Annotated in this window: 30 protein-coding genes; 13 read left to right on the top strand and 17 right to left on the bottom strand. The window is 68.5% G+C overall.

The annotated features are described in order from the left end of the window. The first annotated feature begins 55 nt into the window (after positions 1 to 55). Positions 56 to 979, top strand: coding sequence for a hypothetical protein (locus tag NAM01S_RS07745; protein ID WP_067781554.1), 924 nt, complete (start codon positions 56 to 58; stop codon positions 977 to 979). Between the two features lie 4 nt (positions 980 to 983). Here the strand turns inward: NAM01S_RS07745 and mgtE are convergent, their stop codons facing one another. The 3 genes from mgtE to NAM01S_RS07730 all read right to left on the bottom strand — a co-directional run bounded on the left by mgtE (position 984) and on the right by NAM01S_RS07730 (position 3438). Next, positions 984 to 2348, bottom strand: a complete 1365-nt coding sequence (gene mgtE, locus NAM01S_RS07740; RefSeq protein ID WP_067781552.1) for a magnesium transporter — start codon at positions 2346 to 2348, stop codon at positions 984 to 986. Positions 2349 to 2624: 276 nt separating this feature from the next. Further along, positions 2625 to 3149 carry a hypothetical protein gene (locus NAM01S_RS07735; protein WP_253798563.1) on the bottom strand — a complete coding sequence of 175 codons (525 nt, stop codon included), beginning with the start codon at positions 3147 to 3149 and terminating at the stop codon, positions 2625 to 2627. A gap of 76 nt (positions 3150 to 3225) precedes the next feature. After that, positions 3226 to 3438: a type II toxin-antitoxin system VapB family antitoxin gene (locus tag NAM01S_RS07730; protein ID WP_067781546.1), complete on the bottom strand. Its 213-nt coding sequence runs from the start codon at positions 3436 to 3438 to the stop codon at positions 3226 to 3228. A 107-nt stretch (positions 3439 to 3545) separates the two neighbouring features. Here NAM01S_RS07730 and NAM01S_RS07725 point away from each other — a divergent pair, with 107 nt between their 5' ends. The 4 genes from NAM01S_RS07725 (at position 3546) to NAM01S_RS07710 (ending at position 5933) form a co-directional block, all read left to right on the top strand. Beyond that, positions 3546 to 3917, top strand: coding sequence for a response regulator (locus tag NAM01S_RS07725; RefSeq protein WP_084482621.1), 372 nt, complete (start codon positions 3546 to 3548; stop codon positions 3915 to 3917). Positions 3918 to 3961: 44 nt separating this feature from the next. Continuing rightward, positions 3962 to 4420 carry a hypothetical protein gene (locus tag NAM01S_RS07720; protein WP_067781540.1) on the top strand — a complete coding sequence of 153 codons (459 nt, stop codon included), beginning with the start codon at positions 3962 to 3964 and terminating at the stop codon, positions 4418 to 4420. Positions 4421 to 4436: 16 nt separating this feature from the next. After that, positions 4437 to 4775 (top strand): hypothetical protein, encoded by a 339-nt coding sequence (locus NAM01S_RS07715; RefSeq protein ID WP_253798565.1) that lies wholly within the window; start codon positions 4437 to 4439, stop codon positions 4773 to 4775. 165 nt (positions 4776 to 4940) lie between these two features. Further along, the gene (locus NAM01S_RS07710; RefSeq protein ID WP_067781537.1) at positions 4941 to 5933 is read left to right on the top strand and encodes an LLM class F420-dependent oxidoreductase; all 993 of its coding nucleotides are present in this window, start codon (positions 4941 to 4943) and stop codon (positions 5931 to 5933) included. A gap of 237 nt (positions 5934 to 6170) precedes the next feature. Here the strand turns inward: NAM01S_RS07710 and nrdE are convergent, their stop codons facing one another. The 4 genes from nrdE to NAM01S_RS07690 all read right to left on the bottom strand — a co-directional run bounded on the left by nrdE (position 6171) and on the right by NAM01S_RS07690 (position 11384). Further along, the gene (gene nrdE / locus NAM01S_RS37185; protein WP_157107634.1) at positions 6171 to 9530 is read right to left on the bottom strand and encodes a class 1b ribonucleoside-diphosphate reductase subunit alpha; all 3360 of its coding nucleotides are present in this window, start codon (positions 9528 to 9530) and stop codon (positions 6171 to 6173) included. Between the two features lie 11 nt (positions 9531 to 9541). Further along, positions 9542 to 10003 (bottom strand): class Ib ribonucleoside-diphosphate reductase assembly flavoprotein NrdI, encoded by a 462-nt coding sequence (gene nrdI / locus NAM01S_RS07700; protein WP_067781534.1) that lies wholly within the window; start codon positions 10001 to 10003, stop codon positions 9542 to 9544. 45 nt (positions 10004 to 10048) lie between these two features. Further along, positions 10049 to 10282 carry a redoxin NrdH gene (locus NAM01S_RS07695; RefSeq protein WP_067781531.1) on the bottom strand — a complete coding sequence of 78 codons (234 nt, stop codon included), beginning with the start codon at positions 10280 to 10282 and terminating at the stop codon, positions 10049 to 10051. Between the two features lie 532 nt (positions 10283 to 10814). After that, positions 10815 to 11384, bottom strand: coding sequence for an NAD(P)H-dependent oxidoreductase (locus tag NAM01S_RS07690; protein ID WP_067781528.1), 570 nt, complete (start codon positions 11382 to 11384; stop codon positions 10815 to 10817). 142 nt (positions 11385 to 11526) lie between these two features. On the opposite strand from NAM01S_RS07690, the gene NAM01S_RS07685 reads away from it, so the two are divergent. Continuing rightward, a complete protein-coding gene (locus NAM01S_RS07685) occupies positions 11527 to 12147 on the top strand; it encodes a TetR/AcrR family transcriptional regulator (protein WP_067781757.1) in 621 nt (206 codons plus the stop codon). A gap of 6 nt (positions 12148 to 12153) precedes the next feature. After that, positions 12154 to 12978, top strand: coding sequence for an NAD(+) synthase (gene nadE / locus NAM01S_RS07680; protein WP_067781525.1), 825 nt, complete (start codon positions 12154 to 12156; stop codon positions 12976 to 12978). Positions 12979 to 13392: 414 nt separating this feature from the next. Here nadE and NAM01S_RS07675 read toward each other — a convergent pair whose 3' ends face one another. The 5 genes from NAM01S_RS07675 to moaA all read right to left on the bottom strand — a co-directional run bounded on the left by NAM01S_RS07675 (position 13393) and on the right by moaA (position 17270). Further along, positions 13393 to 14703 carry an RNA polymerase sigma factor gene (locus NAM01S_RS07675; RefSeq protein WP_067781522.1) on the bottom strand — a complete coding sequence of 437 codons (1311 nt, stop codon included), beginning with the start codon at positions 14701 to 14703 and terminating at the stop codon, positions 13393 to 13395. Between the two features lie 2 nt (positions 14704 to 14705). Further along, complete coding sequence (locus NAM01S_RS07670; protein WP_067781519.1) at positions 14706 to 15416, bottom strand: YciI family protein; 711 nt, start codon at positions 15414 to 15416, stop codon at positions 14706 to 14708. A gap of 104 nt (positions 15417 to 15520) precedes the next feature. Next, positions 15521 to 15889: an iron chaperone gene (locus tag NAM01S_RS07665; protein WP_067781516.1), complete on the bottom strand. Its 369-nt coding sequence runs from the start codon at positions 15887 to 15889 to the stop codon at positions 15521 to 15523. Positions 15890 to 15976: 87 nt separating this feature from the next. Then, a complete protein-coding gene (locus tag NAM01S_RS07660; protein ID WP_067781513.1) occupies positions 15977 to 16219 on the bottom strand; it encodes a MoaD/ThiS family protein in 243 nt (80 codons plus the stop codon). Continuing rightward, positions 16212 to 17270: a GTP 3',8-cyclase MoaA gene (moaA, locus tag NAM01S_RS07655; RefSeq protein WP_067781511.1), complete on the bottom strand. Its 1059-nt coding sequence runs from the start codon at positions 17268 to 17270 to the stop codon at positions 16212 to 16214. The genes NAM01S_RS07660 and moaA overlap by 8 nt, the downstream gene beginning before the upstream one ends. A gap of 114 nt (positions 17271 to 17384) precedes the next feature. Between moaA and NAM01S_RS07650 the strand changes: the two genes are divergently transcribed. The 4 genes from NAM01S_RS07650 to NAM01S_RS07635 all read left to right on the top strand — a co-directional run bounded on the left by NAM01S_RS07650 (position 17385) and on the right by NAM01S_RS07635 (position 21165). Then, positions 17385 to 18590 (top strand): molybdopterin molybdotransferase MoeA, encoded by a 1206-nt coding sequence (locus tag NAM01S_RS07650; protein ID WP_067781508.1) that lies wholly within the window; start codon positions 17385 to 17387, stop codon positions 18588 to 18590. Between the two features lie 43 nt (positions 18591 to 18633). Then, positions 18634 to 19644 (top strand): bifunctional molybdenum cofactor biosynthesis protein MoaC/MoaB, encoded by a 1011-nt coding sequence (gene moaCB, locus NAM01S_RS07645; protein WP_067781754.1) that lies wholly within the window; start codon positions 18634 to 18636, stop codon positions 19642 to 19644. Further along, positions 19631 to 20065 (top strand): molybdenum cofactor biosynthesis protein MoaE, encoded by a 435-nt coding sequence (locus NAM01S_RS07640; RefSeq protein ID WP_067781504.1) that lies wholly within the window; start codon positions 19631 to 19633, stop codon positions 20063 to 20065. The genes moaCB and NAM01S_RS07640 overlap by 14 nt, the downstream gene beginning before the upstream one ends. 95 nt (positions 20066 to 20160) lie before the next feature. Beyond that, complete coding sequence (locus NAM01S_RS07635) at positions 20161 to 21165, top strand: AraC family transcriptional regulator ligand-binding domain-containing protein (protein WP_067781501.1); 1005 nt, start codon at positions 20161 to 20163, stop codon at positions 21163 to 21165. Between the two features lie 4 nt (positions 21166 to 21169). On the opposite strand, the gene NAM01S_RS07630 is transcribed toward NAM01S_RS07635, so the two are convergent. The 5 genes from NAM01S_RS07630 to NAM01S_RS07610 all read right to left on the bottom strand — a co-directional run bounded on the left by NAM01S_RS07630 (position 21170) and on the right by NAM01S_RS07610 (position 25374). Beyond that, a complete protein-coding gene (locus NAM01S_RS07630) occupies positions 21170 to 21361 on the bottom strand; it encodes a hypothetical protein (protein WP_097247272.1) in 192 nt (63 codons plus the stop codon). Positions 21362 to 21545: 184 nt separating this feature from the next. Then, positions 21546 to 22592 carry a CobW family GTP-binding protein gene (locus NAM01S_RS07625; RefSeq protein ID WP_067781751.1) on the bottom strand — a complete coding sequence of 349 codons (1047 nt, stop codon included), beginning with the start codon at positions 22590 to 22592 and terminating at the stop codon, positions 21546 to 21548. Positions 22593 to 22666: 74 nt separating this feature from the next. Continuing rightward, positions 22667 to 24091, bottom strand: coding sequence for an N-acetylmuramoyl-L-alanine amidase (locus tag NAM01S_RS37180; protein ID WP_067781494.1), 1425 nt, complete (start codon positions 24089 to 24091; stop codon positions 22667 to 22669). Positions 24092 to 24378: 287 nt separating this feature from the next. Then, a complete protein-coding gene (locus NAM01S_RS07615; protein WP_067781491.1) occupies positions 24379 to 24786 on the bottom strand; it encodes a QcrA and Rieske domain-containing protein in 408 nt (135 codons plus the stop codon). Positions 24787 to 24867: 81 nt separating this feature from the next. Further along, entirely contained in the window at positions 24868 to 25374 is a 507-nt protein-coding gene (locus NAM01S_RS07610) for a sigma-70 family RNA polymerase sigma factor (protein WP_067781488.1), read from the bottom strand. A gap of 272 nt (positions 25375 to 25646) precedes the next feature. On the opposite strand from NAM01S_RS07610, the gene NAM01S_RS07605 reads away from it, so the two are divergent. Together NAM01S_RS07605 and NAM01S_RS07600 are read left to right on the top strand one after the other, a co-directional pair. After that, complete coding sequence (locus NAM01S_RS07605) at positions 25647 to 26012, top strand: Rv1352/Rv1906c domain-containing protein (protein WP_253798567.1); 366 nt, start codon at positions 25647 to 25649, stop codon at positions 26010 to 26012. A 118-nt stretch (positions 26013 to 26130) separates the two neighbouring features. Beyond that, positions 26131 to 26532 carry a PaaI family thioesterase gene (locus NAM01S_RS07600; RefSeq protein ID WP_067781745.1) on the top strand — a complete coding sequence of 134 codons (402 nt, stop codon included), beginning with the start codon at positions 26131 to 26133 and terminating at the stop codon, positions 26530 to 26532. The last annotated feature ends 78 nt before the right edge of the window (positions 26533 to 26610 follow it).

Here is a 26610-nt window from a genome sequence, read left to right as displayed (position 1 = left end):
CAGACTCGATAGGCGAGCACTCGATCGGGCACGGCCATCGCGGACGGAGGATCCGATGCACCGCATACTCGCCCTGACCGCCGCCATGCTGCTCGCCGCGGGCTGCGGCGGCGATTCGAGCGAGGAAACCGTTTCCGGCCCGCCCGCGCATCCTCCGGAATTCTGGTCGCAGCCCGCGCACACCGAACAGCAGAAGCAGGAGGTCGCCAGGGGCGCCCGGCAGATCGACGTGTGCGCTCTGCTCCCCCGCGACGTCCTCGCCGATCTGGGCGAAGTGCGCGAGGTGACGACCGACCTGTACTCCTGCACCGCCGTGGTCGAGCGCGAGGGGGGTGCCGTCAAGGCGTACTGGTCGCCGACACTGCTGGCCGAGGTGACCGGCGCGACCGAGCAGATCGGTGACGTGACCGCGCGCGTCGTCCCCGATACCGAGACCGGACCGGCGCGAGCGTGCGGCATCACCTCGCGATTCCCGGCGGGCGCCGCCCTCTACTTCGGCGTCACGGCCAACGATCCCTGCGCACTGGCCGAGCAACTCACCCCCGGAATGCTGGACCGCTGGCGTGCGGGGCCGGTCCAGGGCACGTCACCCGACACCGTGCGCACCGTCCTGCTCGGCGCCGACCCCTGCGAAGTGCGTACCCGGCTGTCCGGCACCACCGATGTCGGCGAACCGCGCCTGACCGCGTGCCGGTTCCGCTACCGGGACGAGGTGGTCACCGTCGGCTACGAGTACCGGATTCCCGACTACCTGGCCCGGCTCGGCACCGAGGTGCGTATCGATGGCCGCCCCGTCCGTCGCTCGGTCTCGCTCTACGACAACACCATTCCGATCTTCACCGCCCAAGTCGGCCCGGCGCTGCCCGCGGGAAGCACTGCCCACGGTCCTCGGGTCCCCGTCATCGAGGTCACCTCGGCCTCGGACGGGGTGGCCGCCGAGGTCGCGGCCCAGGTGCTCGCCCTGTTCCCCGAGCGGTGACGGGTCAGATCCCGAGGACCAGCTTGGCCGTCGTGAAGTAGATGATCAGTCCGGTGGCGTCCACCAGCGTCGTCACCATCGGCGCCGACACCACCGCGGGGTCGATGCGCAGCTTCTTGGCCAGCAGCGGCATGGTGCCGCCAATGGTGGCGGCCCACGCGCAGATCAGCACAAGGGTGATCGCTACCACCACGGCGATGCGCGGACCGACGAACAGCCCGCCGATCACCAAACCCGCACTGGCCAAAAGGGATCCGAGCACAAGACCGACCCGGCACTCGCGCCAGATCACCTTGAAGAGGTCCGAGACTCGCACCTCGCCGACGGCGAGCGCGCGCACACACGCGGTGGCCGCCTGGGCGCCCGCGTTGCCGCCCGCGCCGATCAGCAGCGGAATGAACAGCGCGAGGTGCGCGGCCTGCTCCAGGGTGCCCTCGAAGAAATCGGTGACGCTCACCGTGAGCGTCGCCGCGAAGAGCAGCAGCATCAGCCACAGCGCGCGGTAGCGGGCCAGCTGGAAGACGCCCGCCGCCATGTAATGGCCCTCCCACGGCGCCGAACCGGCCTGACGGGCGACGTCCTCGCTGTCGGCGGCCTCGATGACCTCCACGGCGTCGTCGATGGTGAGCAGGCCGACGAGGCGGTCCTCGCTGTCCACGACCGGCAGGTTGATGTCGTTGGTCTCGCGCATCAGGCGGGCGGCCTTCTCGGCGGAGTCGGTCGCGCGGGCGAACGCGGGCTCGGTGACGACCAGCTCGGACACCATGGTTTCGGGGCCGGCCAGCACCAGTTCGCGCAGTTCGACGATGCCGGTGAGCCGACGTCCCGCGTCGACGACGGGCAGCGTGTACACCGTTTCCGCACCCGCGCCCTTGGCGCGCACCATGGCCAGCGCCTCCGCGACGGTCAGGTTGCGCGGCAACGCGACGACCTCGGGCGTCATGTACTGGCCTGCGGAACCCTCGGGGTAACCGAGCAGGGCCGCGGTCATCCGCCGCTCGCGCGGACTCAGACCGGCGAGCACCTTCTTGGCGACCTTGGCGGGCGCCTCGCGCAGCATGCGCGCACGGTCGTCCGGGGCCATGCCCTCGACCAGCTCGCGGAAGCTCTGATCGCGCAGGCCCTGCAGGATCTGCTGCTGGTCGACCGGCTCGAGCTCCTCGAAGACGGCCAGCGCCAGATCCTTGTCCAGCAGGCGGAACGCCATGCCCGCCTGGACGGCGTCCATCCTGGCCAGCTGGTCGGCGATGAAGTGCGGTGGGTGGTTGTCGAGCCAGTCGAGGGCGGCGTCGACACGGTACTCGGCGACGAAGTCCAGCAGGGACTCGGCCGGAACCGGGCGTGCTTCGATGAGATCGGTCTGCGACATGGGAGGTCCTCAGCACAGCGTGGGGTGAAAAGTGCACGAAGTTTCACACCGCGAGGCGCCCACCCAGGCGACGCAGACCTACCAGGTATGCGAAGGGGCGGCGCCGCGCGGCCTTCGACTGGGAGGTTCACTGCGCATGGCAACCCACCTCCTGATCGTTCCCGCCGCGACCGACCGGTCGCGCGCCGTCTACCTGGTCAACAGAATTCGAACGCGAATGCGTCCTCGTGAAGGATACATGTTTCAACCCAATGTTTCACGGCGAGCGGCGTGTCGCTACTTTTCCGCGGGTCGCGGCGTGATCGTTGCCACCACAGCGGGTTCGGTTTCCGCCCAGGTCGGGACGTGTTGGACCCACTCCGGGATCGGTCCGGATTGCAGGCCGAAAAGGTACAAATGCGGCACCAGACCGCGCAGCGCCCGGTGCACGTCGAGACGGTCGTCGATCATGTGCGTGATGCCGAGTTCGGCGCAGTGAATCGCCTTGTCGGCGCGTTCCCGGCAGAAGCGGAGGTTGCCGCGCGGAATTCCGGTCCGCTCGTAGAAATCGTGGTGGTCGAGCCACCGCTGGGTGCGTTGTTCCACGCGCGGACCGCATTTGGAGATGATCCAGGCGCGCCCCTCGAACAGCGCGACCAATCGCGCGAGCACCTCGAAAGCGTTGGGGCTCGGCGGAGTTCGCATGGCGTCCGCGTCGCCGCCGCCGAGGAAGACAGTGTCGGCGTCACCGGAGGGCAGCGCGGCGCCCTGGATGACCCGGCCGAAATCCACGCCGAGTCGATACTGTCGTTCGTTCTTCATCGCACCAAGCATGACCTCGGCCGAGCTGCCCGGCCACCGAATTTCATTCCAGCGCTGGGCACTCGCACGTTCCGGGCTACCAGGAGGCGGTCTTGCGCCACGGGTCGGGCGACTGGTCGACCTTCTCACGGGACCGGACCATCATCCGCTCCAGCATCGCCAGCCGCTTGCGTTGCGCGATCACCTCGTGCAGTGCCGCGTTCACCGTGTCCTCGGTGTTCGTCGTGCCGAGCAGCACGCCTACCACCGCAAGGGCGGCATCATCCACATCGATCGACGTCTGCGACATGCGCACCTCCCACAAATCGGCCCCTCTTCGAATCGTAGGCCGAATTTCCGCGCCGTGGACAGGGGTAGCCGCCCCACTCCCTTCCGGAATCACCTGCGGCAAGCGCGATCCTGTGGGTCGACGACCACCCTTCGAACAACGCCTTCCTCATCGACCGCTTGGAACGCAACGGAATTCGCGTCGACACCGCCCTCACCACCGCGGCCGCCACCGACCTGCTGTCCACCCGCCGCTACGCCGCGATCCTCACCGACATGAACCGCACCGAAAACGGAACCGCCGTCCCCGACGCGGGCCTGCGCCTCACCGAAACCGTCCGCGCCCGCGGCCTCACCACCCCCATCCTCGTCTTCACCAGCGCCCACACCGCCTGCGGCGACAACAGCGACCGAGCCCTCGCCGCAGGCGCCCGCACCGTCACCTCCTCCCCCACCGACCTCACCGGCGAACTGGCCACCCTCGGCCTCCTCCCCCGATAGCCGCACCACTTGCGCAGACTTCTGAAAAAATTCAGAGTAGTTCCATGGTTACCGAAGTGCAGTGGAGCGAGCTACAACGCGACCCCAAGCAGGTCGCGCAGCTCGCCGATCAGGGAGCCGTTCGCGTCCGCCGCCGCGACGGCGCTCCGCTGCTGCTGATCAGGGAGGATCGCGCCCAGTCGGAGTCGGAGGGGTCGATCACCGCCGCTCGCGCGCTGCGCAACGTGCTGGTCCACCTCCCCCACGATGTCGCCGCCCGCGCCCTGATCGACGAGTTCCCCTGGGTGGACGTGCTTCCCGAAGAGGCACAGGTCCGTTTCGTCACCGATTTCGCGCGCGCTTTCCAGGCTTCGGCCGAACTCGGCGAATGGTCGGTACTCGAGCGAACCGTGCACGAATGGCGTAGCACGGCGGCGATTTACGCCGACCCCACGCTCGCCCGCGAACTCTCCGGCCCGCTCGACGACGATTTCGGGCCGGTATCCGAACCGGTGGGGGAATGAATGGGCGCGAAACGGGGTGACCGAGTCGCGCCGCCCGCGCGACCCGGGATGTGGGAAGGCACGGTTCGCCACGTCCGAAGCCGCCAAGGGATGGGAAGACCTCTGCCGCACAGCGCAATCCAATACCTGGGAGGCGTGGATCGTCCTGACCGAGCGGCCGTTGGCGCCGGAGAACCCGGCCCGCCAGCATCGCCTCCGCGACACCTTCGCTACCCGCGTCATAGGCGGTCGAACACTGGAGCAGTGGCAGTACGAAGTGACCGCGAGCGGCCGCATCTGGTACTGCCCGGATCCGGAGCGACGCATCGTCTGGGTGGTTCTGGCCCGCTCAGGCCATCCCAAGCAGACCGACTGAACCGATAGGAGGCGCCGCTGTGCGGAGCGCCTCCGGCATCCGGCGGCGAAACGGACTTCGGCGCGGGCTGCGGGGAATGGTTGAGGTCGGGGGCGGGAGTCGGCAGAGTGGGGCGGGGCAGGATGGCCGGGACAGGGGTCGCTCGGAGATGCGAAGGAGAAGTCTGTGCGCTTCGGATTGTTCGTCCCGCAGGGCTGGCGGTTGGATCTGGTGGGGATCGAGCCCGCCGCGCAGTGGGAGGTGATGCGGGGGCTGGCGCAGCGGGCCGACGCGAACGACGCGTGGGAGTCGATCTGGGTGTACGACCACTTCCACACGGTTCCGATCCCCACCGAGGAGGCGACGCACGAGGCATGGACGCTGATGTCGGCGTTCGCGGCGACCACGTCCCGGGTGCGGCTCGGCCAGATGTGTACCGCGATCAGCTACCGCAATCCGGCCTACCTGGCGAAGGTCGCCGCGACGGTGGACGTGATCTCGGGCGGCCGGGTCGAGATGGGCATCGGCGGCGGTTGGTACGAGCACGAGTGGCGCGCCTACGGCTACGGCTTCCCCTCGGCGGGCGTGCGCCTCGGCCGCCTCGACGAAGGCGTCCGGATCTTCCGGCAGGCGTGGACCGAGGGCAAAGCCACCCTGGACGGCAAGCACTACCAGGTCGACGGCGCGATCGTCCGTCCGCTTCCGTTGCAGGAAGGCGGGATTCCGCTGTGGATCGCGGGCGGCGGCGAACAGAAGACACTACGCATCGCGGCGAAATACGCGAACTACACCAACTTCGACGGCAACCCCGACGAGTTCGCGCGCAAATCGGAAATCCTGCGCGGGCACTGCGCCGAGGTCGGCACCGATTTCGACGCCATCGTCCGCTCCTCGAACTTCAACGTCGCCATCGGCGCCACCGAGGCCGAGGTGGAAGACCGCCTCGCCGCCCTGCGTGATCGGCTGGCGCAGTTCGTCGGCGCCGAGCGGGCCGCCGAGCAAATCGACGACCTGTTCCGCGGCACCGCCGCCGTCGGCACCCCGGAGCAGATCGTCGACAACCTCACGAAGGTCCGCGATCTCGGCCTCGGCTACGCGATCCTGAACTTCCCCGAAGCCGCCTACGACACCTCGGGCATCGAACTCTTCGAGCGCGAGGTCATCCCGGCCCTTTCCTGATCGACACGCCAAAAGGGCTGCCGCCCAATGGAAGCCGCGCCTGGCGCTGGAAACACCTGAACCGAACAGCAACGCGAGCTCCCACTCCCCCACCACGGAGCGAGCCCGACGAGCGACCGTTCGCGGCCGTCTCGCGGACGAGCGCTCGAAGCGCATGCGCCGAAGGCGCGAGTCTCGATCGCTCGGCCGCGAGACATAGAGGCCGCGAACACGCGGCGCCGCAGGTGCCGCCAAATGTCACAGCATGCAGCTCACGCAGCCCTCGACTTCGGTACCTTCCAGCGCCATCTGCCGCAGCCGGATGTAGTACAGCGTCTTGATTCCCTTGCGCCAGGCGTAGATCTGCGCCTTGTTCAGATCACGGGTGGTTGCCGTGTCCTTGAAGAAGAGGGTCAGCGACAGGCCCTGGTCCACATGCTGGGTGGCCGCGGCGTAGGTGTCGATGATCTTCTCGTAGCCGATCTCGTAGGCGTCCTCGTAGTACTCGAGGTTGTCGTTGTCCATGTAGGGCGCCGGGTAGTAGACGCGCCCGATCTTGCCTTCCTTGCGGATCTCGATCTTCGACGCCACCGGGTGGATCGAGCTGGTGGAGTGGTTGATGTAGGAGATCGAGCCGGTCGGCGGCACCGCCTGCAGGTTCTGGTTGTAGATGCCGTGCTCCATGACCGAGGCCTTCAGCTCGCGCCAGTCGTCCTGGGTCGGGATGTGCACGCCGGCGTCCTCGAACAACTGACGCACCCGGTCGGTCTTCGGCTCCCACGCCTGGTCGGTGTACTTGTCGAAGTACTCGCCGCTGGCGTACTTGGACTCCGGGAAGCCGCCGAAGTACGCGCCGCGCTCGATGGCGATCCGGTTCGACGCCCGGATCGCGTGGTAGACCACGGTGTAGAAGTAGATGTTGGTGAAGTCGACGCCCTCTTCGGATCCGTAGTGGATCCGCTCGCGGGCCAGGAACCCGTGCAGGTTCATCTGCCCGAGCCCGATCGCGTGAGACTCGTTGTTGCCCTGCTCGATCGACGGCACCGAGTAGATGTGCGTCTGGTCCGACACCGCGGTCAGCGCGCGGATGGCCACCTCGATGGTCTGCGCGAAGTCCGGCGAGTCCATCGTCTTGGCGATGTTCAGCGAGCCGAGGTTGCAGGAGATGTCCTTGCCGACCTTCTTGTAGGACAGGTCGTCGTTGAACTCCGACGCGGTGGAGACCTGCAGGATCTCCGAGCACAGGTTGGAATGGGTGATCTTGCCCGCGATCGGGTTGGCCCTGTTCACCGTGTCCTCGAACATGATGTACGGGTAGCCCGATTCGAACTGCAGCTCGGCGATGGTCTGGAAGAACTCGCGCGCCTTGATCTTCGACTTGCGGATGCGCTTGTCGTCGACCATCTCGTAGTACTTCTCGGTGACGTCGATGTCGGCGAACGGCTTGCCGTAGATCCGCTCCACGTCGTACGGCGAGAAGAGGTACATGTCCTCGTTCTTCTTCGCCAGTTCGAAGGTGATGTCCGGGATCACCACGCCGAGCGAGAGCGTCTTGATGCGGATCTTCTCGTCCGCGTTCTCCCGCTTGGTGTCCAGGAAGCGGTAGATGTCCGGGTGGTGCGCGTGCAGGTACACCGCGCCCGCGCCCTGCCGCGCGCCGAGCTGGTTGGCGTAGGAGAACGAGTCCTCGAGCAGCTTCATGATCGGGATGACGCCCGAGCTCTGGTTCTCGATCTTCTTGATCGGCGCGCCGTGCTCGCGAATGTTGCTGAGCAGCAAGGCGACTCCGCCGCCGCGCTTGGACAGCTGCAGCGCCGAGTTGATGGAGCGCCCGATGGACTCCATGTTGTCCTCGATGCGCAGCAGGAAGCAATTGTGAACGACGGTGCCGCGGATCGAGTAGGTGTGGGTGTCTTCGACGTGGAGGTTGTACACCTTCTCCGGGGTCTCGGTGGTTCGCTCGACCGCGCGCACGCCGTAGACATGGCGGCCGTGCACGACCTGGTACGTCGTGCGCTTGGTGCCCTTGCGTCCGACGTAGTTGTACAGGTTCTTGCCGATGTCGAAAATGAAGTCCTCGTTGTTTCCGGGCAATCCGGGCACGAACACCTGGCCGGTCGGATTGCCTGCCCGGTTGGTGTAGCTGCGGACGACCGACACGATGCCGAGACGGCGCAGGATCAGCTGCACCTGGTCGATCAGCTCCGGGTTGACCAAGTCGAGAATCAGGCCGCCCGAGGTGCTGCAACCATCGCCGCGGAACAGGCCGGCCAGCAGTCCGCGCTGGAAGTCCTCATCGGCGGTGAGCACGTCAGCGCTCAGCCGTTTGGTGTTGTAACCGGTTCCCGCCAGCGAGAACAGCAGCGACGCGACGACCTTGCTGTTGCATACCATCCGGGTGGACTGATCGGAGTTGTTGGTGTGCAACGACAGGTCGACCCCGAATACCTGCTTGAACGCCATGCCGAGTTCGACGTGGTATTCGACTTCGTGCGCGCCGAGAGTGAAATGGACACCGTTGGGGGCGCTCACATCGGTCGACCGTTTGGAAACGTGGCCTTCGGCGACATACCAGCCGAGAATCAGGCCCAGCTCGAAGGACTCCTCGACGAAGCGGTTGACCGCGACGAAGCGCTGGTTGTGGCGCTGCTTGTTGCGGTGCTTGGCGTCGGTGTTCACCTTCTGGATCAGACCGTCGACCTCTTCGTACACACCCTCACCGGTATGGTCCATGAGATCGAACACGCGCCGGTCCCGCTCAGCCAGCGGCGCGGTGGTCACGATGAAGTCGGCCGGCGCAACGTCCTGCGCGGCCAGCCACACGAAACCGTTGAACGGGTCGGCGCCATCGCCGTCGATGAGCGTGTCGACCTCGCGGGTGGTCCATACCAGGATCGGGTGTTCAGGCGTGCACCGGATCGGCTCCTTGTGGCCGAAATGTGAAATCTCGACCAGCGCTTGGTCATTGGGGTTCTCGATCAGCGCCTCGACCGCACGGTAGGAGCCGTCGTGGGACAAGACCCGATCACCCGGCCGCAGCGTCTCGATAGCACGGGGGCCGTCGATGGTGTCCACCGGCGTGCCCGCCGGGAAGCAGGACACCGGCTCGCCGCGCTGCTTCTTGCCCGAGTTCAGGAAGGTCGGGGTTGCGGGCTGGAAGCGGCCGTCGATGATCTCGTCGACCAGCTGACGCGCCAGGGTCTCGTCACCGGCGGCCAGGGTCAGCGCCACCATGCACACGCGGTCCTCGAAGCGCTCCAGGTAGCGCTTGCCGTCGAAGGTCTTGAGCGTGTACGAGGTGTAGTACTTGAACGCGCCGAGGAAGGTCGGGAACCGGAACTTGTGCGCGTAGGCCTGCTTGAACAGGCTCTTGATGAACGCCCTGCTGTACTGCTCGAGAACCTCTGCCTCGTAGTAGTTCTCGTCGACCAGGTAGTCCAGCTTCTCGTCCAGGTTGTGGAAGAAGACGGTGTTCTGGTTGACGTGCTGCAGGAAGTACTGGTGGGCGGCTTCGCGGTCCTTGTCGAACTGGATCTCGCCATTCGGTCCGTACAAGTTCAGCATCGCGTTGAGGGCGTGGTAGTCGAGTACCTCGCCCGTGGCGTCGGCGCCGCGCACCGGGGGCTGCTCTAAGCGAGCTGTCTTTCCAGCAGGCGCTGTCGTTGCTGTTGCCAAAACAATCCCAATCCCTCTCGGACGCGGTCGACGTCCTCAGCGGTTCCCATGAGTTCGAAGCGATACAGGTACGGCACCCCGCACTTGCGCGAGATCACCTCTCCCGCAAAGCAATAGGTATCGCCGAAGTTCGTGTTTCCCGCCGCGACGACGCCGCGAAGCAGCGCGCGGTTGTGCGGATCGTTGAGGAACTTGGCGACCTGCCGCGGCACGAAGTCCTTGTCGGACCGGTTACCCCCCAGAACGTGCCGACCGCCACCGTAGGTGGGGACGATCAGCACGTAGGGTTCGTCGACGCGCAGCGAATCGGCGGTGTGCAGTGGTATGCGAGTGGCCGGGAGTCCCAGCTTCTCGACGAAACGATGTGTGTTCTCCGAGGCGCTGGAGAAGTAGACCAGCGCGGTCCCCGCGGACATCGCTTCTCCTCTCCCATCGGACGAACAGGAAAAATGTGGCGCCGATCAGGCCGCCGCGACGGCTAGGGCCTTGATGCGGTCGGGGCGGAAGCCGGACCAGTGGTCCTCGCCCGCGACGACGACCGGAGCCTGGAGGTAACCGAGGGCCATGACGTAGTCACGCGCCTCGTCGTTCTCGGAGATGTCGATGACCTCGTAGTCCACCCCGGCCTTGTCGAGGGCCTTGTAGGTGGCATTGCACTGGACGCAAGCGGGCTTGGTGTACACGGTGATGGTCATTGATGTCCCTCTCTCCTGTGCCTAATCCGCGATGTTCGCGGCCTGGTTACGCAGGCTTCCGCCTCCGGGCCCGAGCTCACATCGCGAGCCTGATCCACAGCCGGTGATCCGTATGCAGTGCGTGATCCGACGTACGCTGCGCAAACTCCTGGATCCGGTCTCGAAACCCCTGCTAGCGCCGCTGCGGACGATAGCTCCTCGCGGTGGGTTCCGCGCCGCCTTCCAGCACCGAAGACACTACACCTAGTGGCCGACAGAAAGAAACGACACGACATGTTGCGAGTCGCATAGGTGTAATTCCACCGGGAGAAGTACCAGGACGCTCGATTCGCAACCCGACACGGCCGTGGTGCAGATCACAATTCCGTACCGTAGCGCTCTCTCAGCAAACTCTTGTGTCACACCCGTCACCACCGCATCGTCTACCCCTCGTGCAGCACCGCGACACATCGGAAACACGAGTCCGCCCCCGCCTCGAAAGAGAGAGCGGGGGCGGCAGCGGAGACTGGCGCTGCGTCGGACGACGGACGACTCAGGCGGACACCAGCTGACCGCGCGCGGCGTCCACGAGCTCGTGCAGCGTCGCGCCGAGCTGGGTCAGCGCCTCGGCGTCCTCGCGCGGATGCGCCGCGCCGAAGCGCTCGCCGATCACACCGAAGTGGGCGTGCGCCGCCTCGACGACCTTGCCGCCCGCGACGCCGACGGCCTTGACCGCGTCGCCGTGCGCCCAGCGCGCCGCGTTCGAACTGATCGAGGCGCTGATGACGGCGACGGACTTGTCCTTCAGCGCGCCCGCGCCGTAGGGCCGGGAGGTCCAGTCGATGGCGTTCTTCAGCACCGCGGACAGCGTGCCGTTGTATTCCGGGGTCACCAGGAGAACGCCGTCGGCTGCGGCGACCGCGTCGCGCAACCGCTGCGCGGCGGCCGGCACGGCGCCGGGGACGTCGATGTCCTCGTTGTAGAACGGGATGTCGGCGAGGCCGTCGTAGATGGTCACCTCGACATCGTCCGGAGCGGTCTGCACGACGGTCTCGGCGAGCTGTCGGTTGATCGAGGCGGCGCGCAGGCTTCCGACGAGTGTGAGGATCCGGGTCTTGCTCATGACAACTCCTGGTGTACTGAATGTGGTGTCCGACTGACATCCGACATTAACCGGACTGCGGTCCGATTACTTCCCACAAGACCGTGAGAGGGCTGTGAACTACCCCACTCCACCGGCAGGCGAACCGCCGCGCGAGCGACCGCTGCTTCGCCTCGGCGCCTCCCTGCCGGGCATCGCCGAGCCCACCGAGCGCGCCGACGCGGCGCGCAACAGGCAGCTGCTGCTGGACGCGGCTCAGGATCTGGTCCGCGAACACGGCGTCGACGGCCTGACGATGGACGAACTCGCCAAGCGAGCAGGCGTCGGCAAAGGCACCGTGTTCCGCCGCTTCGGCAACCGCTCCGGCCTGATGCACGCGCTGCTCGACCACTCCGAGCGAAAGTACCAGGCCGCCTTCATGTTCGGACCGCCGCCGCTCGGCCCCGGCGCGCCTCCCGTCGACCGGCTCGTCGCGTTCGGGCGCGCCCGGTTGGTCGACATCGAGGTCGAGGGCGAGCTGTATCGGGCGGCCGAGATCAGCGAAGCCGAGAATCGCTACACGGGCAGGCCGTACAACCTGCTCAAGACGCACGTTTCGGTGCTGCTGCGGCAGGCGGGCGCGTCGGGGGACATTCCGCTGCTCGCCGACAGCCTGCTCGCCACGCTCGCCGCTCCCTTGGTGATGTACCAGTTGAACGTGCTCGAATACGACGCGAAGCGGATAGGGGACAACTGGGAAGCCTTCGTTCGCCGGGTGGTCCCGGCCGCCGCGCCAGTAGAGTGAGGAGCCATGGCTAGTCTGCGCGAACAGATCATCAGCGAATTGGGTGTCCAGCCGACGATCGAGCCGAAGCTCGAGGTGCGCCGCCGGGTCGATTTCCTCAAGGAGTATCTGCGCGCAACGCCCGCAAAGGGTTTCGTGCTCGGCATCAGCGGCGGCCAGGACAGCGCGCTGGCCGGCCGGTTGTGCCAGCTCGCCGCCGAGGAGCTGCGGGCGGAAGGCTTCGACGCTACCTTCGTCGCGGTGCGTCTGCCCTACGGCGTGCAGTCCGACGAGGCCGATGCCAGGATCGCGATGACCTTCGTCGCACCGGACCGTTCCGTCGTGGTCAATGTCCGCCCCGGCGCCAACGCGGTGGCCGCCGAGACCGCGTCCGGGCTGAAGGTGAGCAAGCTGAGCGATTTCGTTCGCGGCAACATCAAGGCCCGCGAGCGGATGGTGATCCAGTACGCCATCGCCGGTCAGGAGAACCTGCTCGTGGTCGGCACCGACCACGCCGCCGAGGCGGTCACCGGGTTCTTCACCAAGTACGGCGACGGCGGCGTCGACATGACCCCGCTGACCGGTCTCACCAAGCGCCAAGGCGCGGCGCTGCTCCAGGAACTCGGCGCGCCCGCCAGCGTCTGGTCGAAGGTGCCCACCGCGGATCTCGAGGACGACCGGCCCGCGCTGCCCGACGAGGAGGCGCTCGGCCTGCGCTACAGCGAGATCGACGACTACCTCGAGGGCAAGGACGTCACGCCCGAGGTGGCCCAGCGGGTGGAGACCATCTTCCGCAACACCCGGCACAAGCGCACGGTTCCGGTGACGCCGCTCGACACCTGGTGGCGCTGATCGTGCTTCGGCTGCGCTGAGCCTTTCGGACACGCGGCAGCCGACTGCACCAGGTTCGCCGACAGTCGCGGAACGGTCGTTCCCACCGGCAGCGAAGCCGGAGGCGGTTCCTCCCACGGCGGTCGCGCGGCAGGCGGTCCCGCGACAGCCGGTCTCGGGCAGGCGCGATCTAGTCGGACGCTTCGACTTCGGCAAGCCGCCGCGCCAGAAATCGCCGGACCTGGTCGTTGGCCGCCAGATCCATAGCGGCGCGATAGCTTTCGGCCGTCTCACGCCGCCGCCCGGCTGGGCGCAGCAGGCGATTGCACCGGGTTCGCCGACAGCCGCGGATTGGTCGATCCCACCGGCAGCGAAGCCGAAGCGGTCCTCCCACGGCGGTCGCGCCGAACAGCCGGTCCCGAGGGCAGGCGCGATCTACTCGGACGCTTCGACTTCGGTAAGCCGCCGCGCCAGAAATCGCCGGACCTGGTCGTTGGCCGCGAGATCCAATGCGGCGCGATAGCTCTCGGCCGCCTCGCGCCGCCGCCCGGCTCGGCGCAACAGGTCGGCGCGGGTGGCCGGGACCAGATGGGTCCCGGCCAGGCGCGGATCGTCGGCCACCTCGTCCAGTGCGGCGAGCCCGGCCTCGAATCCGCGGGAAAAGCCCACGGCCACCGCTCGATTCACCCGGACAGCGGGTGAGGCGGAGTAGCGCAGCAGCTGGTCGTAGCCCGCGACGATGGCGTCCCAATCCGTCTCGGCCCAACTGGGGGCCGTCGCGTGCGCCGCGGCGATGCGGGCCTGCGCCAGATACGGTCCGGCACCGTCGGCCGCCGCGGATTCGAGGCACGCCAGACCGGCCCGGATGGCCGCGTGGTTCCAGGCCGACCGGTCCTGCTCCTCCAACGGAACGAGCTCGGACCGGTCCCCCGCATCGCCAGACTTCCCTTCGGCGTCGTGCATCTCCCCCGCACCGCGTTCCGCGTCCGAACTCGCACCCGCGCCGCGCCGTTGCCCACGCCGACTGTCCTGCAACAGCATCAACGCCAGCAGCGCCCGCGCCTCCGGCTCCTGCGGCAGTAGACCGCACAGCAGCCGACCGAGCCGAATCGCCTCGTCGCACAACTCGTCCCGCACTGCCGAGGGTCCGGAGGTCGCGAAATACCCCTCGGTGAACACCAGATACACGCACGCCAGCACGACGGGCAGCCGCTCGGGCAGCAGGTGCGCCGGGGGTACACGCAACGGGATACCGGCCTGCCGGATCTTCGCCTTGGCGCGGGAGAGGCGTTGCGCCACAGTGTGTTCCGGTTGCAAGAAGGTTCTGGCGATCTCCGCCGTTCGCATTCCGCACACCAGCCGCAGCGTCAACGCGACCTGCGACGGCGGCGACAGCGCGGGATGACAGCAGGTGAAGATCATCCGCAGCTGGTCGTCGGCCACCGGCGACACCTCGACCTCCTCGATCGGCGCCCGCGCCGCGACGGCGTCGTATTCCTTGACCGCCCTTGCCGATTCGCGCCGCAACCGGTCCAGGGCCCGATGCCGGGCCGCGGTGGTGATCCAGGCACCCGGATTCGCCGGCGCGCCGCGCTCGGGCCAGGTGCGCAGCGCGTCGGCGAACGCCTCCTGCACCGCGTCCTCGGCGAGGGCGATGTCGCCGACCATCCCGGCCACGGTGGCGACGGCCCGGCCGAACTCGGCGCGATAGACGGCGTCGATTCCCGCGGCCGGGCCGGTACTCACCGTCAGTCGCCCAGATCGACGACCTGACGCACCTCGGTGCGCCCGCGCTCGCCGAGCGGAATCGCGGCCGCGATCTCCGCCGCCTCCGCCCGGCTCGCCGCCGCGAACAGGTAGAGACCGTCGACCACCTCCGCGAATTCCGGGAAGGGTCCGTCGGTGAGCAGCAGTTCGCCGTCGCGGACCCGCAGCGTGGTCGCCGACGACGGCGGTTGCAGCGCCCCGCCGCCCCGGATCGCGGCCGCGTATTTCGCGCCGAACCGCTCGTGCTCGGCCACCGCCGCGTCCCACTCGGGCGTGCCAGGCGCGATCACCGCGTCCGGCGCCTCCCACAGCAGCGCGAGCCACCAGTCCGCGCGTGGCGTCCCGTGCGGCGACCACATGACCATCGGCCGCAGCTCGATCGTGCCTTGCTCGGCGGCGGGCAGCTGGCGCGCGAGCTCGATCGCCGCGTCCAGATCGGGCGCGTCGAACACGTAGAACCCGCCGACGACCTCCGCCTGCTCGGCGAACGGGCCGTCGGTGACCAGGGTCTTTCCGCCATCGCGCCGGACGTGCATCGCCTCGGCGGAGGGGAAGAGCGCGGCTCCGCCCGCCACCGCGTCGGCCGCGTGCTCCTCGAACGCCGCGTACTTCGCCACCTCGGCGTCGAACTCCGGTGTTCCGGGGTCGACGCCCGATTCCTCGCGTCCCACCAATGTCGCCAAGTAGTGCATCGCGTCATCCTTCCTCGTCTCGAGGGGCCCGATACCCCTTCTACTCGGACGACGAACGGCGCGCCGGTTTCTCTACATCGCGACGGCGAATTCTTTCGGCGCGCTCAGCAGACGGGCCCGCCCCGGATGGCCGCCGTCGCCCGCAGCAGGTCGCGGACCAGGTCGAAATCGATCAGTTCCGGCTTGCGGAAACGCAGGCAGCCCTTGCCCATGTCGTGGCGCGCCAACCGCTCGGCGAACGCCTCGCGCAAGTCGGTGCGCAGCAGATAGACGGAGATGTACTGCTTCTGGTTCGCGAACGCGACCTCGCCGACGCCGTCGCGTTCGTAGCAGGGCATGCCGTGGGCCATGACCTCGATGAAGCCGGGCAGTTCCGCACGGAACAGCTCGCGCAGCCTGGTCACCGCGGCGCGTCGGGCCTCCGGCACCTCGGCCAGGTAGCCGTCCACATCGCTCGCCTCGCTCTGCACCACGGCTCGACTGTAGCCGGACGCGGGCTCGATCGGCGCCGTAAGCCGTCCTCGGACTGCGCACGGCCGGAGCGAAGGCGGAGGTACGCCTTATCCGCCCGCGAACGGCGGAAGCACGTCGACGCGACCGCTGAGCGCCGCGGACGGGTCGCGGGTGAGTTCGTCGCCGATGAGGTAGGCGCAGACGGCGAGCATCTTGTCCAGGTCGGGTCCGTACGCGGCGGCCAAGGTGGTGCGCAGATCCGCGACCGTGGCGCTCGCGGGCAGATCGAGGCGCTCGGAGTCCTTGCCGACGGCGTCCGCGATGGCGGCGAAATAGCGGACCTCAACCACCGATGGCTCCCATCGTGCGTTCCGGCGGGACGAAGTCCTCGGCGTCGATGCCGTGGCCCGCCCATTTGTTCCACATCGCGCCGCGCCAGATGGTGGCCAGTTCGGCGTCGTCGGCGCCGGACCGGATGGCCTGGCGCAGGTCGAACTCCTGATCGCTGAACAGGCAGGAGCGCAGCATGCCGTCGGCGGTCAGCCGGGTGCGGTCGCAGGTGTCGCAGAACTTGCGCGTCACCGTGGCGATGATGCCGACCGTGGCGGGGCCGCCGTCGACGAGCCACTTCTCGGCGGGCGCGGACGGGTCCGAGCGACCGGCCTCGGTGAGGGTGAACCGAGCGCCGAGCACGTCGAGCAGTTGGGCGGCGGTCACCATGTTGGCGCGCGCCCACTCGTGGTCGGCGTCCAGCGGCATCTCCTCGATGAACCGCAGCTCGCACTCCTCGGCCAGGCACCACTGGAGCAGATCGGCCGCGCCGGAAAGGGTTTCGCGCATCAGCACCGCGTTCACCTTGAGCGGCGCCAGGCCCGCGGCGCGAGCGGCGCGGATACCGGCGAGCACCGAGTCGAGGCGGTCACGGCGGGTGAGCTTGGTGAAACCGTCGCGGTCCACGGTGTCCAGCGAGACGTTCACCCGGCTCAGCCCGGCGGCGGCGAGCGCGTGGGCGCGGTGCTCGAGGCCGACGCCATTGGTGGTCATGGCCAGCGGAATTTCGGGCAGACGATCGTGGCAGCCCGCGATGATCTGTTCCAGGTCTCGGCGCATCAGCGGTTCGCCGCCGGTGAACCGGACCTCGCGCACACCGAGCTGTTCGACGGCGAGCACCACCAACCGCACGATCTCGTCGACGGTCAGCAGCTCGTCCTTCGGGATCGGCGGCAGCCCCTCCTCCGGCATGCAGTACGTGCAGCGCAGCGAACACTTCTCGGTGATCGAGACCCGTAAATCACGAGCGACCCGCCCGAAGCGGTCGATCAGCAGAGGCGTGTCGGGGCGTCCGTCGAGCGAGGGGCGCCCTGATCGCACGGCGGGTATGCCCATCTCGACCAACGTCACCCTTCCAGTATGACGCGTCGCCCACCCCGCATCACGGGCAGCGCCCGGTTCGGTGGATCTCACAAACACCCATGTCAGGGCGTGAGATCAGGCGTGACCACTATGCTTTCCGCTATGAATTCTCGGCCAGCCAGCGCTGCGGCCCGGACCGTCGACGACTATCGCGACGGCATCGAACAGCTGCTGCGCCCCCTCGCGGCACGCCCGGTCGAGTCCGTCGCGGTGCCCGCCGCGCTTGGCCGCAAACTGGCCGCCGACGTCCGCTCGCCGATCGATCTGCCGGTGTTCCGCAATTCGGCGATGGACGGTTACGCGGTGCGCGCCGACGATGTGGCGGTCGCCCCGGTGACGCTGCCGTTGGCCGGTGTGGTCGCCGCGGGCCAGCCGGGCCGGGCCCCGTTGCCCGTCGGGGCGGCGCTGAAGGTGATGACCGGCGCGCCGATCCCGCCGGGCGCGGACTGCGTCGTCCCGGTGGAGGACACGCGCGCCGACGGCGGCGCGGTCACCGTCGAACGCGGCCGTTCCGCAGGCGAATTCGTGCGCGAGCCGGGCACCGACGTGCGCGCGGGTGCGCTGCTGGTGCCCGCGGGCGTCGCGCTGACGCCGCGGCACATCGCCGCGCTCGCGGCCGTCGGTGTCCCGTCGGTGCCGGTCTTCCAGCCGGTGCGGGCGGCGGTGATCACCACGGGCGACGAGCTTGTCCCCGCGGGCCGACCGCTGCGCCCCGGACAGATCTACAACTCCAACGGCATCGCCCTCGCGGCCGCGCTGGCCGCCAACGGCGCGACGGTCGTCTCGGTCGAGCACAGCACCGACGATCCCGTGTTGTTCCGCCGATTGCTTTCCTCCGCAACGCGTTCGGCCGATCTGGTGTTCACCTCCGGCGGCGTGTCCAAGGGCGATTTCGAGGTCGTCAAGGACGTGCTCGCGGCGCACGGCGGCCTGTTCGGCTCGGTCGCGGTGCAGCCGGGCGGACCGCAGGGGCTGACGGTGCTGGACGGAGTCCCGGTGCTCAGCTTTCCTGGCAATCCGGTGAGCACCATGGTGTCGTTCGAGGTGTTCGCCAGACCGATCTTGCGCCACCTATCCGGGTTGCCGCCGGTGCGCACCAGCGAGGTGACGCTGTGCGAGGCGGTGCGTTCCCCCGCGGGGCGGCGGCAGTTCCTGCGCGGACGGCTCACCGCGGACGGCGTCGAACCGTTCTCCGGTGCGGGCTCGCACCTGATCGCGGGTATGGCGTGGGCCGACGTGCTGATCGACATTCCCGCCGAGACGACCGAGCTGGCCGCGGGGGCACCGGTGCTCGTCCACGAACTGTGAGCGGATGCGCGCCGCGCCGCGGCACTGTGCCAGGCTGGTTCTCATGACCGAGTTGTCCCATGTCGACCAGGAAGGTCGCGCCCGCATGGTCGATGTGAGCGCGAAGGCCGACACCACCCGCGTCGCCGTGGCGGCCGGTGCGCTGCACACCACCGCGGAGGTCGTCGCGCTGGTCCGCGCCGACGACCTGCCCAAGGCCGACGTGCTGTCCACCGCGCGGATCGCCGGGATCGCGGGCGCCAAGAAGACCTCCGAGCTCATTCCGCTGTGCCATCAGCTGGCGCTGTCCTCGGTGAAGGTCGAATTCGGCTTCACCGAGACCGCCATCACCATCGAGGCGACCGCGAAGACCAAGGGACCGACGGGTGTGGAGATGGAGGCGCTGACCGCGGTCGCCGTCGCCGGACTGACCCTGCACGACATGGTCAAGGCGGTCGACCCGGCGGCCACGCTCGACGGTGTCCGGCTGCTCACCAAGGAGGGCGGCAAACGCGGTCACTGGCAGCGGCCAGGCGAATCGGAGCCGGACGCCGAGACGGCCGCGGTGGAACAGAACGAAAGTCCCGACGACACGGACCGATCCGCGGTCGTGCTCGTCGCCTCGACGGGCGCGGCCGCGGGCACCAGGGTGGACACCACCGGTCCCGTGCTCGTCGAATGGCTGACCGGACTCGGCTTCTCGGTGCGCGGCCCGCTCGTCTACGCCGACGCCGAGATCGGTGTCGGCCTGGCCGACGCCCTGCGGTTCGCGCCCGCGCTGGTGATCAGCACCGGCGGCACCGGCGCGTCCCCCACCGACGCCACGCCCGAGGCGACGCTGGCCGTGTTGGACCGCGAGCTGCCCGGTGTGGCGGAGGCGATCCGGCAGCGCGGCACCGCGAAGTTCCCGCTCGCCGCGCTCAGCCGCGGGGTCGCGGGACTCGCCGGTCGGTCGGTCATCGTGAACCTGCCCGGGTCGCCGGGCGGGGTGAAGGACGGTATGGCGGTGCTCGAACCGCTCCTCGATCATCTGCTCGCACAAGTAGCCGGAGGCGGCGCTCATGACAACACCTGAGACCACGGTGCGGGTGGCCCGCATCAGCGACCAGCCGCTCGACCCCGCCGAGGTGGAGGCCGCGGTCACCGGCCCCGAGTACGGCGCGGTGGTGGTGTTCACCGGCAAGGTCCGCAATCACGACGGCGGTCAGGCGGTTTCCGCGCTGGAGTACTCGGCCCATCCGGAGGCCGAACGCTTCCTGCGCGAGTGCTGCGCGGCCGCCACCGCGTCAACCGGTCTTCCGGTCGCCGCGGTGCACCGGATCGGCGCGCTGACCGTCGGCGATCTCGCCATCGTGGTCGCGGTGGCCGCCCCGCACCGGGCCGAAGCCTTCACTGCCTGCGCGGAATTGGTGGACCGCATCAAACACGAGGTGCCGATCTGGAAGCGGCAGCTGTTCGCCGACGGCATGTCCGAGTGGGTCAACGCCTGCGGGTAGACCATCTCGTGATGTGAATCGGATGACGAATCAATCACCGCGCCGTTAGCGTTCTCGCCCAGAGTCTTCAACCGGATGTGGGGCAGGGAGGACGCGTGGGTACCGACCAGGTTTTGCTGCACCGTTTCGTCATCTCGCAGCTCACCGCTGCGGGAGCCGATCGGGACAAGCTGATACGGGAGACCGGGTTACCGGAGTGGACGATGGCGGGCGACGACATGCACCTGCCGAGCCACACCTTCTCCCGGCTCTGGGAAATCGGCGCGCACACGCTCGGCGATCCCGCCGTCGCATTGCAGGTGGCCAGCCGCTACGAGCTGAAGAGTCTCGGCCTCTACGACTATCTGTTCTCGACGGCGCCCACCCTCGGCGCCGGTTTGGCGACCTGCGGGCCCTACGTCGCCGCGGTCACCACCAATCATCGCTTCGACCTGATCGCCGATGAACGGGAGGCAACGCTCTACCTCGAGATCATCGACGGCGAGGGCGTGGGACGTGATCTGACCCAGCTCTGGGGATTGAGCGCGGTGCTGAGCCGGGCCCGGCGCGTGGTCAGCGAACCGCTGGTGTCGCTTCGGGTCACGCTGCGCCAGCAGGCGCCCGCCGATCACCGCGCCTACGTCGAGGTGTTCGGCACGGCCGCCATCGAATTCGGCGCGCGGGCCGACTCGATCACCTTCCGCGCCGCCGACATGGATATCCCACTGACCACCGCCGACCCCGTGCTGGCGAAGATCCTGCGTCCCTTGGCCGACGCTTTGCCGCCACCACCGCCGCTGCCCTCGGCGTGGCCGCAGCGCGTCGCCGAGGCGCTGGCCGAGGCACTCGCCAAGGGCGACGCCTCGCTGGATCGCGTCGCCCGCCGGTTGGCGACCAGTCCGCGCACCTTGCAGCGCAGGCTGATGGAGGCGGGCACCACGTGGCGCAAGGAACTGGACCGGGCGCGCGATGCCCGATTGCGGCAGGCTGCCTCGGCGGGTTCGCTGAGCCGGGCGCGGCAGGCGCAGCTGCTCGGCTACGCCGACGCCGCTTCGATGCGCCGTGCGGCGCGACGCTGGAGCATCGCCGAACACGCGCACCGATGTGAGCGGTTCGACTGACACCTCATACCCGCAGGAAGCTGGCCGCGATGCGCCAGAAGGCGGCGTCCTCGATGGCACGGAAATCCCAGCCGTCGGCGAGGTCTCTTGTCGCGGCGACGATCGCGGGTACGTCGAAATCGTCGCGGGTGGCGGTCCCCTTGGCCTCCAGCGCGGCGATCACGTAAGCGGTGGCGCTCTCCCACGTCTCGGACACCGAACTCTCCCCTCGGTCGCACATCATCGATACGGTCGATCACGGTTCACTGACCGACGCCGCGCTCGGCGCAGAGCGCCGACCCCGACACGGCGGGCGTGGAGACAGTCTCATGACAACTCGGCCTTCTGGGAAGCGCCGAACGCGCCAGGTCGCGGTAAAACGCGCCAATCCGCGGCGACGTTCAGTGCGGTGTGTACCGCCACACGCCGAGCATCGCTCGCTCGTCCAGGAAATCGTCGGCGTTGTGCACGGTTTCGCGCAAGCGGGAGAGCGTGGGCTCGGACGGCATGCCCGCGCCGATCAGCACCAACTGGCTGGTGCGCGGTTCGCCGCGCCGCCACGCGCCGGGCTCGAACACGATGTGCCTGCCGACCATGTGCAGCAGGAACTTCCGGCGCTCGGCCGCGACGCCGAACGCCGCGAAGCCCTTGGCGCGGAACAAGCCGGGCGGCGGGTCCTCCAGGAAGTCGATCAGCCTGCGCGGATCCAGTTCCCGCTCGCTGGTGAAGGAGACGCTGATGTAGTCGTCGTGCAGGTGGCGGTGCTCGTCGTCGTGCTCGTGGTCGTGCTCGGCCAGCAGTTCGTCGAAGCTCAGCTGCTCGGCGCCGCGCCGGGTCGCGCGCAGCGGCTCGTCGAACAGCAGGCCCGGATCGATGCGTCCTCGGGTGGTCGCGTAGACCGGGACCGTGCCGACCAGGTCGGTGATCTCGCCGCGCAGCGTCTCCAGTTCGGCGGCGCCGACCCGATCGGCCTTGTTGACCACGACCAGATCGGCCAGCCGCAGGTGCGTCAGCAGTTCGGGGTGCCGCTCGCGGCTTGCCGGGAATTGTTCGGCGTCGACCACTTCCACCAGACCGCCGTAGCGGATGCGCGGGTTGTCGCTGCCGACCACCATGCGGATCAGGTTGCGCGGCTCGGCGAGACCGCTGGCCTCCACCACGATCACATCGATGTTCGCCCTCGGCTGCGCCAGCCGGGTGAACAGCTCGTCCAGCTCGGTGACGTCGACCGCGCAGCAGACGCAACCGTTGCCGAGCGAGACCATCGCGTCCACCTGCCCGGCGACCAGCATGGAATCGATGTTGATCGCGCCGAAGTCGTTGACGACGACGCCGATTCGGGTCCCCCGATTGTTGCGTAGCAGGTGGTTGAGCAGGGTGGTCTTCCCCGAGCCGAGAAAGCCGGCGACGATCAGCACAGGAATCCGGTCAGCCACCCGGACCACCATAGTCGGCGCGCGAAGGGCGTCGGAACGGCCGAACGCCACCCGACGGATCGGGTGGCGTTCGGTGGCGGATGCGATTACTTCGCGGGGCCGAACAGGGTGCTGGCCAGGGTGTAAGCCAGGTTGATCAGCTCCGCGGTGATCATCGTGTCGTCCATGCCGAGCGTCCGTGCCAGCGGCATGAGCATCTCGAGCACGGTGTTCGCGAGGACGCCGAGCGTGCGGGTCTCCGAGTTGGACCGGTAGTCCGGAGTCGACTGGGTGCCGGGTGTCGACGGGTTGTCGGGCAGTGTGTAGGTGCCGGGCAATGCGTAGGTTCCCGGCGTCGACGGGCTGTTCGGCGTCAACCGGCTGCCGGGGCTCGCCTGAGTGCCCTGGTCGAAACCCAGGTTCGACTGACCGCCCGGTGTCGACGGATCTACGGTGCCCGGCAGGGCCTGCGCCTGCGGGACCGAACCGTTGGGGCTCGGCATCGAACCGTTGGGAACGTCTTCCAGCGTGCCGTTCTCCGGCGAGCCGTTGTCCTCGGGGGAGCCGTACGGCGCGGACCGCGCGGGCGCGGACTGCTGGGCGGGGACGGATTGCTGTCCGGGGACGGATTGCGCCGGAACGGTTTCCGCGGGTGCCGACTGCGCGGGAACAACCTCCGCGGGCGCGGTCTGCGCGGGCGCCGAGGCGGGTAGGTCGGTGGCCGATCCGTTCGTCGCTGGCGAAGTGCCGAGCAGGTAGCTCACCACTCCGGTGGTGACCGCGATGGCGTGTTTCAGCTGACCGTCGGGGCTCTCCAGCAGCGCGGCGTCTTCCGCGTTGGCGCCGTTGCCCATTTCGAGGAACACGTTCGGCACCGCGGTCAGCGCCGGTCCCGCGATATCGGAGCGCGTCTGCAATCCGTCCTGAACCCCGGCGTAGGTGGCCGCCGGGAATCCGGCTTGCAGGTACGCGTCACGGACCGCCTTCGTCACGGCCAGACCCGGCCCGGACTGGACCTGATCGACCTTGGGGTCGGGCACCGGGAGCGCGGGCACGATCAGGTGGAAGCCGCGGAGATTGGGCGGCGCGCTGTCGGCGTGGATGCTCACCGCCACGTCGGCGCCGGATTGGTTGGCCGCGCGGGCCCGTTCGTCGACGCAGCCGCCCCAGCCGCTGTCGTCCTGGCGGCTGAGCACGACCTGCGCGCCGATGCTCTCCAGCGAGGTCTTGACCAGCTGAGCGACGTTCCAGGTGATGGTGTGTTCGGGTACGCCGTTGACGGAGGTCATGCCGGTGGTCTGGCAGTCCTTGGTGCCGCCGCGTCCGTTGTTCACCTGTCTGCCCAGGTCCTCGGAGTGATTCGACCCCTGGTGGCCGGGGTCGAGGAAAACCGTTTTGCCTGCGAGCTTGCCCGCCATCTCCGGCGCGGCCGGTGCGGCCGTCGCGGCGACCGGGAACAGCCCGGCGAGAGTGGCGGTCACCGCGGCCGTGACGGTGGTGGAGATACCGGCCTTGATGATGCTTGGCTTCATGTTCGGTCGGCGCCCCGGGACGGAGCACCCCTCCCTTCCCACTAGTAACACCAAACCCAGTGGTTCACTCTTGCAACGCGGCGCGCGGCGAGGCAAGTCCAGTTACCGAACTGTTACCTAGGTTGCTGGCAATATCTAGGCTGGTCAGAGGCACCAGAACCGCCACAAAAGGGCTGCCGAGCGGCAATCGGCTTACATCAGGCAGACCACTGGGCAAGTCCCGATCGAAGGTGACATTCGGTCCCGCCGACCGACTCGCCGACGCCTTCGGTCGAACCGATCGCCCGTCAGGCGGTCACGATGCGGTCGCCGTCGACCCGGACGGCGCGCGGCGCGAGCGGTCGTTCGGCGGGTCCGGTGGCGACCGTGCCGTCGAATCGGAACGCGCTGCCGTGGCAGCGGCAGACGACGGTCTCGCGCTGAATCTTCGAGACAGTGCACCCGAGGTGCGTGCATGCGGCCGAAAAGCCTTGGAAGACACCGGCTCGCGGCTGGGTGACCACGGTGCCGCCGGCGATCACGGCGCCGCCGACCGGCACGTCGGCCACCTTCGCGACCTCGGTGCCCGGCGTGACCTCGCGCGCGGACGGTTCGGCGGAAGCGCAGGCGCCCACGGTTACGGCGGCGGCCACACCGGCGCCCGCCAGTGCGGTTCGTCGGTCGATTCGGAGGTCACCGCGGTCTTCGGTCGGCATCGGTCAACTCCCCGCCTGGTTCGGACACTGCCGACCACGGTAAGGGGACCGAGTGTTCGAACGTGAACCGGATCGCCGGGATCAGGCGCCGCGCGGGAGTTGCCGCAGCGATCGCAGCGCGTAGTGCACGCGGGTCTTCACGGTGCCGACCGGCACGCCGAAGTCCGCGGCCACCTCCCGGTAGGCGCGGTCGCGCAGGATCACCTCGACGACGGCCTCGCGCTGGGCCGAGGGCAGCCTGGACAGCAGTTCGGCGACGAGCAGGCCGTCGATCAGCCCGTCGGCGAAATCCGGGTCCGCGATCGGCGGCCCGCCGGTGTCGCCGATCTCGTCCCACGCGATGTCGAACGGCCGCGCCGCGCGGGCGCGCGCGATATCGATGATGACGTTGCGCTCGATGGCCAGCAGCCAGGTGCGCACGCTGCCGCGGCGCGCGTCGAAGAGGGAACACGAGCGCCAAGCCCGTAGCAACGTCTCCTGCACCGCGTGCTCCGCCAAGCCCGCATCCCCCAGACCGCGCCGCGCGCGCCAGTGCAGCAGCCCCCGATCGGCGGCGAGTACTCGAGCCAAACCCTCGTCGGTGCACAAGCCCGCACAATGGGCGCCACACGTACGCCGCCGCTCCGTGAGCGCACCCAATGATCGAATACCTCTCACACCATCCATATCGCGGCGGTTCGAGCCGATGACACACCGATCAGCGATTACGGCGAATTCGTGCGGACGCGGTGTGTATGTGACAGAAATCTCTCGAATACCCCCGCTCTCGCGACGGACTCTGGTAGATCTGGCCACGAAGATGCGGGGATCTTCGCAGGTCAGCCGTCCAGTTGGGCGCGAATATCGAGGAGACACAGCGCATGCGCATGCTCGTGATCGCGGGGGCGATGGCCTCCGCCGTGACTTTGTTCGGAGCCGGAACCGCGGCCGCCGAGCCCGCGAACTACATGGCGGGCGACGGCCTCTACATGGTCGGCGTCGATATCCTCCCCGGCATATGGGAAGCGCCGGGAGCCTCCGACCCCGCCTACGGCTGCGATTGGCGCAGGCTGTGGAAAGTGGAGGGCGACAACACCAATATGCAAAACATCATCGCCAACAACTTCACCCGGCTGAGCCCGGTCCGCGTGGAGATCAAGCAGACAGATGTCGCCTTCAAGACCGTGAACTGCGGCGCGTGGCGGATGGTGCAGTCCCCGCCGCCCACCGGTTCGTTCGGCTTCTGATCCCGCCTGTTTCGGCGTCCCCGTCGGACGCGCGGATTCGCGCCAACCGCGCGTGGATCGACGCCGATTACCTCCGGGGTAATCGACCGGCGCGCCACCGGACGGCAGCATGATCGGCATGATCGACGAGACCGGCACCAAGCTCTTCCACCAGTCCATGCCGTTCACCGAGCGGCTCGGCGTCGAGGTGCTCGAGCACGGCCCCGAACTGGTGCGCAGCAGGATCGCCTGGGACGAGTCGCTGTGCACGCTCGGCGGCATGCTGCACGGCGGCGTGCTGATGTCGCTCGCCGACGCGACCGGCGCGGTGTGCGCCTTCCTCAATCTGCCCGAGGGCAAGCAGGGCACCACGACGGTGGAGTCGAAGTCCAACTTCCTGCGCGCCGTGCGCTCCGGCCACGCCGTCGCCAGCGCGCGACCGTTGCACGCGGGACGCTCGTTCATCGTCGTCGAGACCGAGATTCGCGACGACGCGGACAAGCTCGTCGCGAAGGTGACGCAGACGCAGGCCGTGCTCTGAGAGTTGCTTCACCGGTCGTGCGCCGGATGAGCCCGGCGTGCTCGCCTCTGGACCGCGCCGCGCGGTCGGGTGGGTACC

Source organism: Nocardia amikacinitolerans NBRC 108937 (assembly GCF_001612615.1).
Classification (GTDB): Bacteria; Actinomycetota; Actinomycetes; order Mycobacteriales; family Mycobacteriaceae; genus Nocardia; species Nocardia amikacinitolerans.
Note: the sequence above shows the minus strand (reverse complement) of the source record. Positions and strands in the feature narration are given on the sequence as shown.

Excerpts from the sequence above, each read along its gene's own strand:
- NAM01S_RS07615 (WP_067781491.1), bottom strand. The coding sequence starts at position 24,786 with ATGCCGACCGAAGACCGCGGTGACCTCCGAATCGACCGACGAACCGCA.
- NAM01S_RS07745 (WP_067781554.1), top strand. The coding sequence starts at position 56 with ATGCACCGCATACTCGCCCTGACCGCCGCCATGCTGCTCGCCGCGGGC.
- NAM01S_RS07735 (WP_253798563.1), bottom strand. The coding sequence starts at position 3,149 with ATGAAGAACGAACGACAGTATCGACTCGGCGTGGATTTCGGCCGGGTC.
- NAM01S_RS37180 (WP_067781494.1), bottom strand. The coding sequence starts at position 24,091 with ATGAAGCCAAGCATCATCAAGGCCGGTATCTCCACCACCGTCACGGCC.
- NAM01S_RS07695 (WP_067781531.1), bottom strand. The coding sequence starts at position 10,282 with ATGACCATCACCGTGTACACCAAGCCCGCTTGCGTCCAGTGCAATGCC.
- NAM01S_RS07600 (WP_067781745.1), top strand. The coding sequence starts at position 26,131 with ATGATCGACGAGACCGGCACCAAGCTCTTCCACCAGTCCATGCCGTTC.
- mgtE (WP_067781552.1), bottom strand. The coding sequence starts at position 2,348 with ATGTCGCAGACCGATCTCATCGAAGCACGCCCGGTTCCGGCCGAGTCC.
- NAM01S_RS07690 (WP_067781528.1), bottom strand. The coding sequence starts at position 11,384 with ATGAGCAAGACCCGGATCCTCACACTCGTCGGAAGCCTGCGCGCCGCC.
- moaCB (WP_067781754.1), top strand. The coding sequence starts at position 18,634 with ATGACCGAGTTGTCCCATGTCGACCAGGAAGGTCGCGCCCGCATGGTC.
- NAM01S_RS07640 (WP_067781504.1), top strand. The coding sequence starts at position 19,631 with ATGACAACACCTGAGACCACGGTGCGGGTGGCCCGCATCAGCGACCAG.
- NAM01S_RS07625 (WP_067781751.1), bottom strand. The coding sequence starts at position 22,592 with ATGGTGGTCCGGGTGGCTGACCGGATTCCTGTGCTGATCGTCGCCGGC.
- NAM01S_RS07605 (WP_253798567.1), top strand. The coding sequence starts at position 25,647 with ATGCGCATGCTCGTGATCGCGGGGGCGATGGCCTCCGCCGTGACTTTG.
- NAM01S_RS07650 (WP_067781508.1), top strand. The coding sequence starts at position 17,385 with ATGAATTCTCGGCCAGCCAGCGCTGCGGCCCGGACCGTCGACGACTAT.
- nrdI (WP_067781534.1), bottom strand. The coding sequence starts at position 10,003 with ATGTCCGCGGGGACCGCGCTGGTCTACTTCTCCAGCGCCTCGGAGAAC.
- NAM01S_RS07720 (WP_067781540.1), top strand. The coding sequence starts at position 3,962 with ATGGTTACCGAAGTGCAGTGGAGCGAGCTACAACGCGACCCCAAGCAG.
- NAM01S_RS07730 (WP_067781546.1), bottom strand. The coding sequence starts at position 3,438 with ATGTCGCAGACGTCGATCGATGTGGATGATGCCGCCCTTGCGGTGGTA.
- NAM01S_RS07670 (WP_067781519.1), bottom strand. The coding sequence starts at position 15,416 with ATGCACTACTTGGCGACATTGGTGGGACGCGAGGAATCGGGCGTCGAC.
- nadE (WP_067781525.1), top strand. The coding sequence starts at position 12,154 with ATGGCTAGTCTGCGCGAACAGATCATCAGCGAATTGGGTGTCCAGCCG.